The sequence below is a fragment of the Hwanghaeella sp. genome (assembly GCF_965227365.1).
Lineage (GTDB): Bacteria > Pseudomonadota > Alphaproteobacteria > UBA8366 > Aestuariispiraceae > Hwanghaeella.
This window is the reverse complement of record NZ_OZ245754.1, coordinates 4,960,977-4,975,419: the sequence shown is the minus strand read 5'-3', so window position 1 is coordinate 4,975,419 and position 14,443 is coordinate 4,960,977. Positions and strand designations below refer to the sequence as shown.

Below are 14,443 nucleotides of genomic sequence, written 5' to 3'. Positions count from 1 at the left end.
CGCGGACCTTTGATCTGCTGGAAGGACCCATCAAATGCACGGAAAGAATATCTCCGTTCATCCGATTCATCTGGGGTTGGGCGCGACGGCGGTCTCTGAAACCGCCTTTACCGGCGATATGTCCTGGTACGAGGATTACCAAACACGCCACGCTGCGGACGGCGCAGAGGCGCGTATCGTCGCGATGCACAGCTTTTCCGCCCCCTGGCCGATGTGGGAGATGCATCCGGCAGGGGCGGAGGTCGTTCTGTGCACCGAGGGATCAATGACCCTGCATCAGGAGGGTCCCGACGGGCAGGTTACCACGATCACGCTTGGTCCCGGGGAATATGCGATCAACGCGCCCGGCGTGTGGCACACGGCTGATATAGACGATAACGCCACTGCGCTGTTCATCACCGCCGGGAAGGACACGCAACACCGGCCGCGCTAAACAATGGGGCGCCACTCCACCGATGATGGCGGAAAGCGGCGCGGTTGTCCCATTCGTGTGCGGCTACTCGGCCGCTTCCAACTTGTCCTGGGTCTTGGTGTCAAAGTCGGACGCGTCATGGCGTTCGTGGAGCTGTTCCCAGGGTTCGCCTGAAAGCTTGTTGACCTTGCGTCCGCGCTGAACGGCGGGACGATCCCAGATTTCCTTGGTCCAGCGTTGGACATTTTCATAGGATTGGACTTCCAGGAAGGTTCCCGCGTCCCCGTATTGCGCCCCTCGCGCAAGGTTTCCGTACCAGGGCCAGGTCGCGATATCGGCGACCGAATACTCGTCCCCGCTAAGGAAACGTGTTTCGGCCAGGCGACGGTCCAGAACATCCAACTGGCGCTTCGTCTCCATCGCGAACCGGTCGATCGGATATTGAAATTTCACCGGCGCGTAGGTGTAGAAGTGTCCGAACCCGCCGCCGAGATAGGGGGCCGATCCCTGAAGCCAGAAAAGCCAGTTCAGGACCTCCGTCCGCGCGGCCCGCTCGGTCGGCAGGAAATGACCGAATTTTTCGGCCAGATACACCAGAATGGAACCTGATTCGAAGACCCGCACCGACGGATTCTCGGACCGGTCCAGCAGTGCCGGGATTTTGGAATTCGGATTGATGTCGACGAACCCGCTGCCGAATTGGTCGCCGTCACCGATCTTGATCAGCCAGGCGTCGTATTCCGCGCCGCTTTCACCCAGCGCGAGCAACTCCTCCAGCATGATCGTGACCTTCTGGCCGTTCGGCGTGCCCAATGAGTAGAGCTGCATCGGATGCTTGCCGACCGGCAATTCCTTTTCATGTGTAGGACCCGCAATCGGCCTGTTCGTGCTGGTCCACTTGCCGCCATCCTGGTTGTCCCACTTCCAAACCTTGGGCGGCGTGTATTCGTCCTGTTGTGTCATTTTCGTGCCTCTCCGTACCGGATTTGATCGTTGCGACCAATTTAGGCCTGGATCGGTATTTTTCGATAGCAGGCAATGACACGCAACGGTGTCTTTTTCGTGAGCGACAAATGAAACCCCGCCATCCGGGCGGATGGTATGGATAGAGCACTCTGCGGTCTTGCCCCTCTTCGCGAAACTCATGAGCGCGCGATCATAAAAATATATCTCGATATATCTTGTTTTTCGATATATCGAGTCCTATATCGAAATTTATTGCTATTTGAGAAAGGAATAATCGTATGAATGAAAAACGGCATGGCGGACGCGGCGGGCATTCGGGCCACCGGGGACGCAAACATGGTCAGGACGGACTCGACACGGCGGGTGACGTCACCGGAGAAGGTGGAAAGGGACCGGGCCGACATCGACACGGTCATCGCGGCGGAGGACGCCGTGGCGGACGCCTCTTCGACTATGGGGAGCTGCGGCTGCTCATCCTCGCGTTGATCGCGGACGGCCCCAGCCATGGATACGAATTGATCAAGACCATCGAAGATCGTTTCGCAGGCGCCTACAGCCCAAGTCCGGGAGTCATCTATCCGACGCTCTCCTGGTTGGAAGACATGGGATACGCAGTGGTCGACCCACAGGAGGGCGGCCGCAAATTGTATCGCATAACCAAGGACGGCGCCGAATTCCTGAAACTGAAAAAGCAAGAGGCCGACGGTCTCTTCGCCCGTGCGGGACAATCCGGCGGCCCTCCCGGATACGTGCCAGCACCGGTCATTCGGGCAATGGAAAATTTGAAAACGGCGCTTCGACTTCGGTTACGGCAGGGAGAGATGAACGAAAATACGATCGACGCCATTGCCGCCGCAATCGACGCGGCGGCCCAGAACGTGGAGAAATGTGAATGACGAATGAAACATCGATCAAACAGCCGATTGAAAGCAGGGCCGTGATCCGGACGGAGAAGGCGAGCCGCTATCTGCAACAGCTTTGCAAGCATTTCGGCCATAAGATTCCGGTCACCTTTGACAGCCAGGCCGGCCACATATCCTTTCCCGGCGGCGATTGCCGGTTGCAGGCCGACGAAGCCGCGCTGACGATGCTGGTCTCCGCCCCCGACAACGAGGGATTGGAAAATCTGGAGGGCGTGGCCGCGCGGCATCTGGAGCGCTTCGCTTTCCGGGAAGACATGCAGATTGCCTGGCAGCGAGTTTGACGTAAACCGCACAAGAATCACGGCCCAACGCCAAATCCGGGAGGAAGCGGTTGATCGGTGGAACTTCGACCCCAATCGAGCAAACCGGGAGAGCGCTGTTGAATCCCCCGCTCAATCGCTATGGGACCCCTCTCACAACAGGCCCGTTTCTCTTTTCCACGAATTCGGGAGTCGAGCTGTTCTTTCACTGGACAACCTTCGCGTTTCACCGCACGCACGAATGGCTGAGTCACGTGCGGCCAGTGCCTTTCACCCTTCATGTATGGTAGAACCGGCGGGGTTAACGGTCCGGTCGCCGGACGACTCCCTGGCCTCCCTTGCCGCCAATGCCGGCAATGCCGGCACGGAAAGCACCGGACTTCTACTCGGTTTTCGTTTGAAGAAATGACTGTGACGGGCAACTGGTTCCTATCGGCCGCTCAACCGGAATAGCCCACCTGGTCGAGCGGGTAGATCGGGCGTCGGACATGCTTGAATGTTCGGTAGGACAAGTCATCCGAGCTCATCGCACCCGTATCACACACCAGAATTTCGGAAGCAATCGGACCGAAGGCACCGCGGAAATGCTGTTGGGATTTTACCGCCAGGAAACGTTTCTCCTCCGGTTGTATCCCAACCGAACGGAACAGTGCCCGGTCCAGCATCTGCACATTGTTGGACGCGACCAGAATGTCGATCACCCCGTCGCCGGCCGGGACGCGGAAACAGGCGCATGGACCCAGATCGCCCGTGACACCGGTCAGCATTGGCCCCTCATAAACGAATTTCCCGTCCCCAAGCGCGGCGACGGTTCCCGTCAGGGTTAGCGGCCCCCCGCCACGGGAAGGCTCGGTTTTACCGCCAAGCGACAACGTCAATTCAGCGCCGATTCCGGCCTTATGCATCTCCGAGGCCGATTTCGGATCGTACAAACCTCCGAACGCAGCATCCGCAATGCCAGCGGCCAACATCTCCTCCAGCAGACGCGTCGCGTCCCCATAAGCGCCTGCCCCGGGATTATCCGCGTAATCCGCGATCACGACCGGACCGGAGTCTTTTTTTCCGCGACTGTGTAACGCTTTCTCGATCGTCTTTTCCGGGGAGAGTATTTCGACACTGAACTCATCTCGTCGGCGCCAGATTTCGGCCATGATACCGTCGCCCAACGCGCGCCAGCGCGGCGAGTCTCCATCTCCCGTCACCGTCACGCTCGGGCCGGCCACGTCAATATCCGCGTCGACGAACCCCGCATTGACCGACACCGTCAACAAGCCGGGCTCTTCCTGTTCCAATCTACGTGCCGCCGCCAAGTGATCGAGCATTTGCCCGCCGGCATTGGTTGTCCGTCCGTCATCGCAGCCGACGAGAAGCGGTGCCCGACACACCACCGTCACCGGGCGGCATTCGCCGGCGAGACATCGCGCCAGAAGACGCCCGGCCTCGGCACCCCGGTCCCGCATATCCACATGCGGATAGGTTCGATACGAAAAAAGCGCCGTCACCCGCTCCGCCATTGCGTCGGTGACATTGGCGTGCAGATCAAGCGTCGCCATGATCGGAACGTCAGGCCCCAATCTTTCGCGCAACGCTCCAAACAAAGCGCCTTCGCCGTCATCGGACAACTCGGTCACCATTGCCCCGTGCAGCGCCAGAAGCACCCCGTCGACGGGTCCCTCGTCCAGTCCGGTGAGGATTGCATCCGTAACGAAACGTACCGCTTCCGCGGTGACAATTCCGCTGGGTCCGGCATTGGCCGCGACAGTCGGGACGATCTGCCAGCCTTCGATCTCGGCAATATCGATAAATCCGGCAATCTCCGAATTCGTTCCGCGCAGCCTGTCTACGATTTCCGGCCCCATATACAGCAAATTGGTGCGGAATTCTTCCAATCCCGTCGGTCGGTTCGAGAACCTGTTCGTCTCATGGGCGAATTTGGCAATCAGAATGCGATGCGACATCACGAAACTTTCGGGAAGATCCAATCCAACAGTGCAGACAGGGCGCCGCGGCGGCTGCGGATCGCCCAGGCAGGTCGCCAGGCCAATTGAGCCGACCGCATCCCTCTCAATGCCGGATCCCCGGTTTGGGCGTCTACGACCGCGGCACGCACGTCATTCGGTGACATGTGCGGTGAACTGAAAGACCTTCCGGCCTTTGATGTCTGAAAGTCTCTTCGCGCGACGTCGCCGCCGGTCATTTGCCGTCCGACCAGATCCGGTGCGAAGTGGGCACGTACCCCAATCCGTAAAGATCGGCCGCCGGATCCTCCTCGGGGTTGGGCCTTTCCGGGGGCGGAGGGTTGATCACCCTTCCATCGGCGTGACCGGTTCTGATCAGATCTTCGGTCGTCGCTACCTTGGTCGGCGCCCCAGGTCCGGGAAGGTTAGTCTTGGCCGAAGTCTCAGCGGCAGCATCGTGACTTGCGCCCGGATAGTTCAACGTCAGCAATGGGTGATGTTTCGTGAAGCCACGGACATGACGCTGCTGCTGACGCCTTTCTTCCCGGCGCGCCGGTTTGAAAACGCCATCAAGGATCGCATCAAGTTCCGTCGACCCGTCCAGTTGGATCACGTGGCACCCGCCTAGTTGAAGGTTTTTATTTACCGTCCGACCACCGAATCGTCGTCAATCCGGCCGGTTCGCGTTGGGAGCATATTATAGGCACTTGGCAAGGAGCAGGCAAACAGACGCAGATCCGTTTGACCTGCGTGATGAGTGCGAAAACAACCAGTGGCACCCAAAGATGTTCGCAATATGCAATTTAATTTGCGATTTTTTCTCGCATTTCGCCAAGGATTACAGGGCTTCGGAATAAAGAAAAAAGCGGCCCGGAGGATATCCGGGCCGTCTAAGGCGAGGGAGAGTAAGAGGCAAAAGGGAAGAAACTTCTCACCGAAAATCGGCTAGCGAAAGAACCCTTTTGATACGCTCACCCTACCCGGCCGCTGTCCATGAAGAAGTGACGCCAGTCACACCAGAGTAGTTTTTTGGCCGTCATTGCGACTTTTTTCCCGCGGATGCCCGTTCCGTCGCCGCCGCGCAAGGGTGAACCGGCGGTTTTTGCTCTCTGAGACTGACAAAAGGCTTGCAGTCTCACGCCTGCCGCAATATCAGAGCGGTCGCGACGGGCCGGCTTAGCTCAGTTGGTAGAGCACATCATTCGTAATGATGGGGTCGCGTGTTCGAGTCACGCAGCCGGCACCACCGCCCAGATTGATTTCCCGATGACATTGATACCGGAACAGGCAGCGTATGGTAGCGTCGCCATACCGCACGCGTCTATTTCCAGGCTATTGCGGACGACCGAGACCGCGTTTGGAAAATGCCTGAACCGTTAGCTCTCCAAGCGCAGGCAGTTGGCGAAGGAAAAGCTCAGCCCTGGCGAAATCGCCATTCTCGTAAGCCTTTTCCAGGATTGCCGCCGTCAGTTCCATCGCCCTGGCACCGAATGAGGCCGAACTGCTCTTCAGGGAATGCGCCCAACGACTTCGGTCCTTCCCGGACACCGTCTCATCCGCGCTTGAAAGCGCAACGGTTAACCGGTCCGCTTCACCCAGATACATGACAATGAGATCCCTCATCGCCTCAGGCCCGGCATCCTCCTCCAATTGCGCGAGCTTGTCGCCCTGAATGAGTACGGTTTGGCCGAGACCCTCGACCTCGACAGTCTCACCATCCTCAACTCCGGCATTTTTCTCCTTGGTCGATGCCTGCTCGATTTCTTCCACCGGACGCGCGTTGCGTTCCAGCACCTGAACCAGTTCAACGTAGCGGAGAGGTTTCGCTATGTAGTCGTCCATGCCCGCTTCCAGGCATCGCATCCTGTCCGTCGGTGTGTCATGTGCCGTCAATGCAATGACCGGCACGTCGCAATTCGGCGCTGGCAGTTGTCGAATGGCGCGGGTCGCCGCCACGCCATCCATTACCGGCATGGCAACATCCATGAGCACAGCCGCATAGTTGCACTGCAGGGCCAGGTCTACGGCTTCGGCGCCGTCTATGGCCTCATCCACGATGAATCCGGCACGCCGCAGCATCGCTTTCGCGATCATGCGATTTGTTTCACCATCGTCCACCAGAAGCACACGCCCGCGTTCCACTGCATCAGCGCCGCTTCCGCCTTGATGGTCAATTTTTGCCAGAACGCTGTACTGCATTACCTCTGCACTCTTCACATCCAGCGCACATCGCTGCAGGATTTGGGCCAATCAATTGATCGACGGCGCGCGGATAATTGAACCGATGGACACATAAATGATCCTGTTTTTCACTGATTTCGGTTGGCTCGGCCCTTATGTCGGTCAAATGCACGCTGCGGTGGCCAAGTATGCAAACACTATACCGACCATCGATTTGATGCACGACGCACCGCCCCACGACCCTACGGCATCGGCCTACATGCTGGCCGCATTGACGGATTATATGGCCGAGTGGACCGTTTGTGTCGCCGTCGTCGATCCCGGTGTCGGAACCGATCGCGACGCCATCGTGCTGAAAGCGGGAAACAGGTTCTTCGTCGGTCCGGATAACGGGTTGCTCTCGATCACGGCCCGCCGCTGCAACGAACCCGAATGGTTCAGGATTTCCTGGCGACCGGACAATATGTCGGCCAGTTTTCACGGTCGGGACCTGTTCGCGCCCGTCGCCGCCCAGCTCGCTACTCGCCTTTCGAGCGGTAAGCCCGAAGGCACCCCGTTATTGAACGGCCTCGCCGAGGAAATTCGCGGACCGTCGGTAACGCCACCTTGGGCCGATGACATTGATGAGGTGATCTACATAGACGGCTTCGGGAACTGCGTGCTGGGCCGAAGGGCGGCAACCCTTCCGCCAGACAGCCGGATTATCGTCGGGGATGTATCGCTAGCCCGCTCAAACACCTTCGGCGACGACCGGGACGGCCGCGGCTTCTGGTATGAGAATTCGATGGGTCTGGTGGAAATCGCGGTCAACAAGGGCAGAGCAGCAGACCGTTTCGCGATGACCATCGGGGAAAGTGTCCGATACGCCTGAACGGGCTTGCCCGTCAAAAAAGATCAACCGGCCAGCATGCCGCCATAATAGGTGCCGGCCCAAGCCAATCCGCCCGCCGCGATGGCAAGCAGCAGCCAAACCCATAATGGCGTTCCCGCGGATTTCACAGGTGCTTCCGACACACGGGCGATGTCTTTGTCGATCGCATGTATGCGACCGGCGATCTCCTGAGCGGCCTTGTCTTTTTGATTGGGCAGGCGCTTGTACAGATCCATCTGCTTTTTTCGCTCGTCCCGCAAAGCGGCCAGCTTGTCGGCCTTTGATTGCGTCTTGGCCATTATCAAGGCCCCTTTTTGCCACGTTGCGTCGATTACACCCCCATGCGCCTCCGCGGCCGGACCCTATCCAGCCAATTACTAATAAGCAATTAATGATCAGGCGTTTAGATGCTCCCCCGCATGGAAATACCATCATTCCGTCATCCGCCTGTCATTCTCGGTTGGTAAGCGCTTGCGATTAGTCCAGCCGCCCAACGAACAAGTTTGCGATGACCGACGTTACCGAGAATCCGACCATCTCCTACGCCACGGACGGCGATCCCGTCCTGCGGCGTTCGCTGATAAGGGCAGTCGAGAAAATTTCCGGCCAGCCAAGACTGAAACGGCTTTATGACGACTATCGCCGACAGGGCGGTAGCGACCGCCCGTTCTGGCAGGAAGCAATAGACCGCCTTCGCGTCGGCTTGGATGTAGATGAGGAGCAGCTGCGCAAATTGCCGGCGAAAGGTCCGCTCATCGTCGTGTCGAACCACCCCTTCGGCGTGCTGGACGGATTGAGCGCCTGTCACCTCGTCAGTCAACGCCGCAACGACATCAAACTGATGGCGCATGCGACCTTCGATCGCGCGCCTGAACTGCGCCCATATCTGCTGCCAATTCATTTCGAGGGGGCCAGCACCGCCCTGCGCAGCAATGTCGCTGCTCGCCAAGCCGCTCTGCGGCATCTCGCTGACGGCGGCGCCGTCATCATTTTCCCGGCGGGCCGGGTCTCTACCGCTGAGAAAATCTTCGGCCCGGCGACGGACGCCCCCTGGAAGCTGTTCGTCTCCACCATGATCCAGCGGTCAAACGCCACAATCCTGCCGATATATTTCGAAGGTCAGAATTCGTGGCGCTTCCATCTCGCCAGCAGGATCGGCGAAGCATGGCGCGAGGCATTGCTCATGTATGAGTTGGCTCGGCGGATCGGCAGCGACGTCACGGTCCGCATCGGCGAACCGGTTCATGCGGGCGATTTACCGGGAATCAACGACCGCCATCAACTGCTGGAAGACCTTCGGCAACGGGTTTACGCGCTGGCGAACGTGGAGGATTGATCTTCATATTTCGACCAAGAGCCGGACCTGAACTGCTCGACGCGGTTCCGACCATTCGCCTTGGCGGTATAGAGCGCATAATCCGCTCGTTGCATCAGAGTGGCGAGAGAATCGACATCACCATTCAATCCGGCAACGCCGAAACTGCATGTGACGGACAGAGGTGTCCCCCTTTCGTCGGCGATAACCATATTCTCTATCCGGCTTCTGCAAGTCTCCGCGATCCGTAATGATGGGACCAGCCCGCATTCGGGCAGCAGAATGGCGAACTCCTCGCCTCCGATCCGGCCTATGCGCTGACCGGGTCGCAGCGCATCCGCGCAGATATCCGTCACAGCCTGGATGACACGGTCACCGGTCGGATGCCCGTAGGTATCGTTCACGGCCTTGAAATGGTCGATATCCAGCAGCGCAACCGTTAGATCCTGCTGTTGCGCCCGCGACCGCTTCGTCTCATCTTCCGCAAGCTCCGTCCAGGCCCGACGGGTCATCGCACCTGTCAGCGCATCCGTCGACGCCGTCATTCTCAGTTCGAGTTCATCGACGACGAGGCTCGCGAAATTTTTCAGTATCTCGACCTCGTTCTCAGGGAATTCCCTCGGTTCCGTATCGATCGCGCAGAGGGTACCGACATTGTACCCCTCGGGCGTCGTCAAAGGGACACCGGCATAACTGCCGATATTCGGCGGGCCGACCACCAGTGGATTATCCGAGAATCGTTGGTCGGACTTCGCATCCCGAACGAGGAACGGTTGGTAATCGCGAATGGCATGCGTGCAGAAGGAGATGTCTCGTGTCGTTTCGCAGACACTCAAGCCACGCTGGGCTTTGAACCACTGCCGCTCCGTATCCACGAGACTGACAGCGCAGATCGGCACATTCAGGATCTGTTGCACCAGGCCGACGATCTTTTCGAAAGGCTTTTCCTTCTCCGTATCAAGAACGTCATAGCGGTGAAGGGCACGGATCCGTGCCGCTTCGTCGAGCCGCTTGCGATCAGCTTTCATCAGCGCCCTCCCGCAATGCCATGATCGAATCCAGAAGCTCCGCCTGATAGGACTGGAACGCGACCTCAAGGCTCCGCACGATCGTCTCCTCATTGCACCCTTTCGCGATCAAGGACGTCGCAAGGGTGGAGAGATGGTGTTGGTGCCGTGCCATGTTTTCCTTGAGGCATTCCGGAGTGTCCTGGCCCGGATATTTGCCGGCAAACGCCTCGACGTACTTGCTGGGGTTTTCTTGCACACTGGAACTCCCTGAGGTTCCATAAAATTATATTAGTTTTTGATTAACAAATGGCTAATGCGATTGCGTAAAACCACACCACTTCTGCAACGTTTCGCTTTTTCTGCATGCATCCGTCATGATGCCGCCCGACTCAGATGCTGAAAAGAAACAGAACGCATTCGCCAATTTCTTGTACAGCGTCCGAAGCGACGTTTACTTCATCTGCCCGCGCATTTTCCGGAAAGGCCCGATGGTGCGGTTTGTGATTCACTCTGGACTATTTATCGCCCTGACGGTGCTCTCACAGGTCGGGGGATTGGCATGGCTTGTCGCCGTAAACTTTAAGAACCGTCTGCTCGTCTTTTTCGGCACCTATGCGCTACTTTGCGTTCTCTCTTCATTGGCAGCCCCGGTGTTCGGACGGATACCCTTAGCCTGCGGCGATGACAGCCCCCTCGTCGTTCGGAGTTGGGCGACATGCGCCTTAAACAGACACTATGTGACCCCGGACCTCCATGCTGCGCTGACAGATTTGGCAACGGCGCTAGCTGAAGCACATCCCGGCACGGTGACCCTGGTTCTCGACGCTAACTTCCCATTCTGGAACGGATTTCCCCTGCTTCCCCATCTGTCGCATGACGACGGGCGGAAAGCGGATATCGCTCTCTTCTATCGGGACGGAAGTACTGAGTATTTGGCGGGGCAGACGCGATCGCCGATTGGGTACTTCGCCTTTCAGCAAGGCCCGACGCCTTGTCGCAATCGCATGCTGGATCTGCGGTGGGATTTGGATTGGCTGCAGCCCGTCTGGCCGGATTGGGACATTGACGCTGACAGAACCCGCTTCGCCCTTCAATGGCTGGCGCAAGATGGTCGCATCAAGAAAGTGTTCATCGAACCCCATCTGACGCGGCGACTTGGTTTGTCCGATCCGAAATTACGGTTTCAAGGGTGCAACGCCGCCCGGCATGACGATCACATTCATTTACAACTTTGACACCCGGGAAACATGCTGGGCAAAAAAAGGGCGGCGCCAAGACAGGCGCCGCCCTGCGTCTACTATCCTTCGCCGCGCCGTCAGTGCGTGCGGTTCTGACGGTTGTCGATCAAGTCGTCGACGACGCCCGGATCGGCCAGCGTCGACGTATCGCCCAGGTTACCGAATTCATCCTCGGCAATCTTTCGCAGGATGCGGCGCATGATCTTACCGGAACGGGTCTTGGGCAGGCCCGGTGCCCATTGCAGCCAATCGGGGCTGGCGATGGGGCCGATTTCCTTCCGGACCCATTGTACCAGCTCCTTCTTCAACGCATCCGTCGGTTCGATTCCGACATTCAGCGTGACATAGGCATAGATACCCTGACCCTTGATGTCGTGCGGCGCGCCGACAACGGCGGCCTCGGCCACACTGTCATGGGCGACCAAGGCGCTTTCGACTTCCGCCGTCCCCATCCGGTGGCCGGAAACATTGATGACATCGTCGACACGGCCGGTAATCCAGTAATAGCCGTCTTCGTCGCGGCGGCAGCCGTCCCCGGTGAAGTATTTCCCCTTATAGGTGGAGAAATAGGTCTGCACGAAACGTTCGTGATCACCATAGACCGTGCGCATCTGGCCGGGCCAGGATTCGGTGATGCAGAGGTTCCCCTCCGTCGCGCCGTCCAACGGATTGCCATCATTGTCGACGATTTGCGGCTGGACACCGAAGAAGGGCAGCGTGGCCGACCCCGGCTTCAGATCGGTCGCCCCGGGCAGCGGGGTGATCAGGATGCCGCCGGTTTCCGTCTGCCACCAGGTATCGACGATCGGGCAACGTTTATCGCCGACCACTTCGTGATACCACATCCAAGCTTCCGGGTTGATCGGTTCGCCGACCGATCCCAGCAGGCGCAGGGATTTACGGCTTGTCGACTTCACGGGGCCTTCGCCCTCGCGCATCAAGGCGCGAATAGCGGTCGGTGCGGTGTAGAAGGTATTCACCTGATGCTTGTCGCAGACCTGCCAGAAACGCGAGGAATCCGGATAGTTCGGAACACCCTCGAACATCAGCGTCGTCGCGCCGTTGGCCAGCGGGCCATAGACGATGTAGCTGTGTCCGGTGACCCAACCCACATCGGCCGTGCACCAGTAGATATCGCCGTCGTGATAGTCGAAGACGTATTGGTGGGTCATCGAGGCATAGACCATGTAGCCGCCGGTCGTGTGCAGGACGCCCTTGGGCTTACCGGTCGACCCCGACGTGTAGAGAATGAAGAGCGGGTCTTCCGCGCTCATTTCCTCGGGCGGGCAATCGGGGCTCGCCGCCGCTGTAACCTCCTCGTACCAAACGTCTCGGCCGTCCTTCCAGCCAATGTCGCCGCCGGTGCGGTTAACGACGATAACGCTGCTGACCGACGGGCAGGTTTCCAGAGCCTTGTCCGTATTGGCTTTCAGCGGGATCTTGCGGCCGCCGCGCACGCCCTCATCGGCGGTGATGACCATGACGCATTCTGAATCCTGGATCCGGTTGGCCAGGCTGTCCGGAGAGAAACCGCCGAAAACAATGGAATGCACGGCGCCGATCCGCGCGCAGGCCAACATCGCATAGGCCGCTTCGGGAATCATCGGCATATAGATGCAAACTCGGTCGCCCTTCTTGACGCCCTGGGCCTTCATCGCGTTTGAGAGCCGGCCGACATGATCCGCCAATTCGTTGTAGGTGATCTTGGCGTCGTCCGTCGGCTCGTCGCCTTCCCAGATGATCGCGACCTGGTCGCCGCGGGTGGCGAGATGCCGGTCGATGCAGTTGGCGCTGGCATTCAGCGTTCCGTCCTCGAACCATTTGATCGAGACGTCAGGCGCCGTGAAATTCACATTCTTGATCTTGGAATACGGCTTGATCCAATCGATCCGTTTTCCATGCTCGGCCCAGAAACCTTCCGGATCCTCGACCGACTTCTTGTACATCGCCTGGTATTGATCCTTGGTCACCAGGGCGCGTGCTTTGGCATCCTCCGGCACCGGGAAGGTGTGTACTTCGAACATATTGTCCCCTCCTGCTCGTTAATTAGGCATACGGGTCGCGGGCATTTCGCCCGCAGACTCCGTCTGCGGACTCCGTCATGTGTCAAATGACGCCATCCCAACTGTCCGGCTGCCTCTCGGAACTGGCGGCGCGGTGGCATGATGCTTTCGCACCGCCGCAATTTCAACGGGTTCCTGGACGATAACGACGAATAAGATGGGCCAGAGCCGGGTTTTTCCGCTTAAGCCGCCGCGACATGTCGGCGCAGGAAGGTCCCGCCCAACGCCAATGCCTCGCGGGCAGTATCGATCATCCGGCTCATATGCAGGAAACCATGCAGCACGCCTTTGAACAGTTGATAATCATGCGGCACCCCGGCATCGACGCAGAGCTCACTCAACGCATCACTGTCATCCCGCAGCGGATCGCATTCCACCGGCCCGATGAACAGCGGCGGCAGCCCAGCCACATCACGCGACAACAAGTCCAGGCGCCAGTCAGGTTTGGCAGCCCCCGGCGCCAGTAGGCAATCGCGAAAAAAGGCGAGGTTTTCCGGCGACAAACCGTCTTCCGCGCCGCCGAATAGGCGGCGGCTGCGCGAGTCGCGCAATCCGTAGGCACCGTAATAGAGCAGTCCCGCCTTCAACAGGTCCGGTTGCCGGTCTTTGAAATAATGAAGTGTGCCGAGGCTCAGCGCAGCGCCCGCGGAGTCGCCCCCAATGGCCAACCTGGCAACGTCCAGCCCGAAATTACCGCCGTTTTCCGCCAACCATTGAACCGCGAGAGCCGCGTCTTCGTTGGCGCAAGGAAATGGCGCTTCCGGCGCTAGCCGGTAATCCACCCCAACGACCGCCATGCCGCTATCGGCGGCGAGTTGCCGCATGATCCTGTCATGGGTGTCGAGATTGCCCAATACCCAGCCGCCGCCATGCAGAAAGACCAAGGCGGGCAGGGGACGGTCTTCCACCGGATAGTGGATCCGCAAGGCAAGATCTCCGCCGGCCCCATCGATAGAAAGGTCCACACTGTCAGCCATCGCCGGTCCGCCTTCATTCCAGAAAGCCCGATTGGCATTGTACAGTCGACGCTGACCGACGACATCGGCCGGCGCCGGCGCGCCGCCATGCTCGGCCGCGACGGTGGAGGCGATGCGCTCTTCCTCCGCCAAAGCGTCCTTCATTTGGCCCGAAAGCCTGGATGAGAGATCAACCCTTGCCATGGGGGAATTCTGGCACGCGTCGTTTCCCAGGAAAATAGCAAACAGCAGATACGAAAAACCGGCCGCCTTTGAGGCGACCGGCTTTT

The 14,443-nt window shown here is 58.9% G+C and carries 15 protein-coding genes and 1 tRNA gene; 8 read left to right on the top strand and 8 right to left on the bottom strand.

Going from position 1 to position 14,443, the window contains the following annotated elements:
* Nucleotides 1-34 precede the first annotated feature (34 nt).
* Nucleotides 35-433 carry a hypothetical protein gene (locus ACQK2G_RS22845; RefSeq protein ID WP_425407346.1) on the top strand — a complete coding sequence of 133 codons (399 nt, stop codon included), beginning with the start codon at nt 35-37 and terminating at the stop codon, nt 431-433.
* A gap of 63 nt (nt 434-496) precedes the next feature.
* On the opposite strand, the gene yghU is transcribed toward ACQK2G_RS22845, so the two are convergent.
* On the bottom strand, nt 497-1,375 hold the full coding sequence (gene yghU / locus ACQK2G_RS22840; RefSeq protein WP_425407345.1) for a glutathione-dependent disulfide-bond oxidoreductase: 879 nt from the start codon (nt 1,373-1,375) through the stop codon (nt 497-499).
* A 281-nt stretch (nt 1,376-1,656) separates the two neighbouring features.
* Between yghU and ACQK2G_RS22835 the strand changes: the two genes are divergently transcribed.
* Together ACQK2G_RS22835 and ACQK2G_RS22830 are read left to right on the top strand one after the other, a co-directional pair.
* Nucleotides 1,657-2,274: a PadR family transcriptional regulator gene (locus ACQK2G_RS22835; RefSeq protein WP_425407344.1), complete on the top strand. Its 618-nt coding sequence runs from the start codon at nt 1,657-1,659 to the stop codon at nt 2,272-2,274.
* Nucleotides 2,271-2,582: a DUF2218 domain-containing protein gene (locus tag ACQK2G_RS22830; protein ID WP_425407343.1), complete on the top strand. Its 312-nt coding sequence runs from the start codon at nt 2,271-2,273 to the stop codon at nt 2,580-2,582. Before ACQK2G_RS22835 ends, ACQK2G_RS22830 begins: the two co-directional genes overlap by 4 nt.
* Before the next feature lie 419 nt (nt 2,583-3,001).
* On the opposite strand, the gene ACQK2G_RS22825 is transcribed toward ACQK2G_RS22830, so the two are convergent.
* Nucleotides 3,002-4,519 carry a M81 family metallopeptidase gene (locus tag ACQK2G_RS22825; protein WP_425407342.1) on the bottom strand — a complete coding sequence of 506 codons (1,518 nt, stop codon included), beginning with the start codon at nt 4,517-4,519 and terminating at the stop codon, nt 3,002-3,004.
* Nucleotides 4,520-5,015: 496 nt separating this feature from the next.
* Between ACQK2G_RS22825 and ACQK2G_RS22820 the strand changes: the two genes are divergently transcribed.
* Both ACQK2G_RS22820 and ACQK2G_RS22815 read left to right on the top strand, forming a co-directional pair.
* Complete coding sequence (locus ACQK2G_RS22820) at nt 5,016-5,147, top strand: hypothetical protein (RefSeq protein ID WP_425407341.1); 132 nt, start codon at nt 5,016-5,018, stop codon at nt 5,145-5,147.
* 542 nt (nt 5,148-5,689) lie between these two features.
* Nucleotides 5,690-5,765: transfer RNA gene (locus ACQK2G_RS22815), tRNA-Thr, on the top strand.
* Nucleotides 5,766-5,851: 86 nt separating this feature from the next.
* Here the strand turns inward: ACQK2G_RS22815 and ACQK2G_RS22810 are convergent.
* Nucleotides 5,852-6,718: a response regulator gene (locus ACQK2G_RS22810; protein WP_425407340.1), complete on the bottom strand. Its 867-nt coding sequence runs from the start codon at nt 6,716-6,718 to the stop codon at nt 5,852-5,854.
* A 97-nt stretch (nt 6,719-6,815) separates the two neighbouring features.
* Between ACQK2G_RS22810 and ACQK2G_RS22805 the strand changes: the two genes are divergently transcribed.
* Nucleotides 6,816-7,571 carry an SAM hydrolase/SAM-dependent halogenase family protein gene (locus ACQK2G_RS22805; RefSeq protein WP_425407339.1) on the top strand — a complete coding sequence of 252 codons (756 nt, stop codon included), beginning with the start codon at nt 6,816-6,818 and terminating at the stop codon, nt 7,569-7,571.
* 23 nt (nt 7,572-7,594) lie between these two features.
* On the opposite strand, the gene ACQK2G_RS22800 is transcribed toward ACQK2G_RS22805, so the two are convergent.
* On the bottom strand, nt 7,595-7,870 hold the full coding sequence (locus ACQK2G_RS22800) for a hypothetical protein (protein WP_425407338.1): 276 nt from the start codon (nt 7,868-7,870) through the stop codon (nt 7,595-7,597).
* A 209-nt stretch (nt 7,871-8,079) separates the two neighbouring features.
* Here ACQK2G_RS22800 and ACQK2G_RS22795 point away from each other — a divergent pair, with 209 nt between their 5' ends.
* Nucleotides 8,080-8,907, top strand: a complete 828-nt coding sequence (locus tag ACQK2G_RS22795; RefSeq protein ID WP_425407337.1) for a lysophospholipid acyltransferase family protein — start codon at nt 8,080-8,082, stop codon at nt 8,905-8,907.
* Here the strand turns inward: ACQK2G_RS22795 and ACQK2G_RS22790 are convergent.
* The gene (locus ACQK2G_RS22790) at nt 8,880-9,914 is read right to left on the bottom strand and encodes a sensor domain-containing diguanylate cyclase (RefSeq protein ID WP_425407336.1); all 1,035 of its coding nucleotides are present in this window, start codon (nt 9,912-9,914) and stop codon (nt 8,880-8,882) included. The two genes, ACQK2G_RS22795 and ACQK2G_RS22790, sit on opposite strands and share 28 nt — an antisense overlap.
* Nucleotides 9,904-10,152 (bottom strand): hypothetical protein, encoded by a 249-nt coding sequence (locus tag ACQK2G_RS22785; protein ID WP_425407335.1) that lies wholly within the window; start codon nt 10,150-10,152, stop codon nt 9,904-9,906. The genes ACQK2G_RS22790 and ACQK2G_RS22785 overlap by 11 nt, the downstream gene beginning before the upstream one ends.
* A gap of 118 nt (nt 10,153-10,270) precedes the next feature.
* Between ACQK2G_RS22785 and ACQK2G_RS22780 the strand changes: the two genes are divergently transcribed.
* Entirely contained in the window at nt 10,271-11,131 is an 861-nt protein-coding gene (locus ACQK2G_RS22780; protein ID WP_425407334.1) for a hypothetical protein, read from the top strand.
* Nucleotides 11,132-11,211: 80 nt separating this feature from the next.
* Here the strand turns inward: ACQK2G_RS22780 and acs are convergent, their stop codons facing one another.
* Both acs and ACQK2G_RS22770 read right to left on the bottom strand, forming a co-directional pair.
* Nucleotides 11,212-13,158 (bottom strand): acetate--CoA ligase, encoded by a 1,947-nt coding sequence (acs, locus tag ACQK2G_RS22775; RefSeq protein WP_425407333.1) that lies wholly within the window; start codon nt 13,156-13,158, stop codon nt 11,212-11,214.
* A 221-nt stretch (nt 13,159-13,379) separates the two neighbouring features.
* Nucleotides 13,380-14,318, bottom strand: coding sequence for an alpha/beta hydrolase fold domain-containing protein (locus ACQK2G_RS22770; RefSeq protein WP_425407332.1), 939 nt, complete (start codon nt 14,316-14,318; stop codon nt 13,380-13,382).
* Nucleotides 14,319-14,443 lie beyond the last annotated feature (125 nt).